The organism is Nocardiopsis sp. LOL_012 (genome assembly GCF_048060475.1).
GTDB lineage: Bacteria > Actinomycetota > Actinomycetes > Streptosporangiales > Streptosporangiaceae > Nocardiopsis.
The window spans coordinates 1-494 of the sequence record NZ_JBHMIV010000112.1 but is presented as its reverse complement, the minus strand read 5'-3'; the positions used below and the strand labels follow the sequence as shown (position 1 = coordinate 494).

The 494-nt window shown below is 72.7% G+C and carries 1 protein-coding gene; it reads right to left on the bottom strand.

Going from position 1 to position 494, the window contains the following annotated elements:
• A partial coding sequence (locus ACFHWE_RS23680) for a polymorphic toxin-type HINT domain-containing protein (protein WP_416604090.1) occupies positions 1 to 473 on the bottom strand: 473 nt, incomplete at its 3' end.
• Positions 474 to 494: the final 21 nt, after the last annotated feature.

Below are 494 nucleotides of genomic sequence, written 5' to 3'. Positions count from 1 at the left end.
CAGTTGTGGTTGAGGAGGTCGAGGTCCCCCGCCTCCACATGGTAGGTGTGCAGCCCCGCGACCGTCAGGTTGTGCACCCGGGCGTGCTGCGTGTCGACCTCGACAGCCGACACCTGCACCCACGTGCCCGCCGAGGTCTGCAGCCACATCCCCGGAGCCAGGTCGACCGCCTCGACCCACGCCTCCAGCTCCGGCACCCAGAACGGGTGCCCGCCGGTGGCCACCACCACGTCCCCGACCGCCACCGGCCCCGGAACCTCCGACACACTGTCGGTGCCGGCCGACCCGCCCTCGGGCGGAGCCTGCCGCTCGGTGGTCGCATCCACCGTGATCTCGACCAGGGTCCGGGAACCCTCACCGACGATCGTCGCCGCCACCGTCCGGGCCTCCTGCTCGCCCGTCTCCGGGTCAGTCGCCAGGACCCGGTCCCCGACCTCGACGTCCTCGATCGGCACCCTCGACCCGTCGGCCATCACCACACCCGTACCGGGCGC